This window comes from Paraburkholderia sp. RL18-085-BIA-A, assembly GCF_046027075.1.
Classification (GTDB): Bacteria; Pseudomonadota; Gammaproteobacteria; order Burkholderiales; family Burkholderiaceae; genus Paraburkholderia.
In genome coordinates, this window is sequence record NZ_JARESU010000587.1 from 1 (window position 1) to 522 (window position 522).

General features: G+C 63.4%; 1 protein-coding gene. It reads right to left on the reverse strand.

Annotated features, from left to right (window positions below):
• Positions 1–522, reverse strand: a 522-nt coding sequence (locus P0D89_RS53965) for an iron-containing alcohol dehydrogenase (RefSeq protein WP_408371513.1), incomplete at both ends; no start/stop codon positions are given.

The window sequence follows — 522 nt, forward strand, 5'->3', positions numbered from 1 at the left end:
AATCTGCCGCGGCGGCAACGAATAGGTCGTGGTCGGATCGAGCACCGAGAAGAGCGGATAGGTCGCGTCGCTCGTGAAGAACAGCTTGTCGCCCTTCGCACGGTAGCTGATGACGCTGCCATTGTTCATTTCCGAACCGGTCGCGGGTAGCGTGAGCACGCTGCCGAACGGCACCGCGTCGCGCACCGGGGCCTGCTTGGCCAGAATGTCCCATGGCTCGCCGTCAAACTTCATCGCCGCCGCGATGAACTTCGTCCCGTCGATCACCGAGCCGCCGCCCACCGCCAGCAAAAAGTCGATGTTCTTCTCACGGGCGAGCGCAACCGCTTCCATCAGCGTTTCGTACGTGGGATTCGGCTCGATGCCGCCGAACACGTGCCATGCGCGCTCACCGAGCGCCGCCTGCACTTGCGCGAGCACACCGTTGCTCTTGATGCTGCCGCCGCCGCACGTAATCAGCACCCGTGCGTTGGGCGGGACGTGAGCATCGAGTGCGGCAATCTGACCTTCGCCGAAAATGAT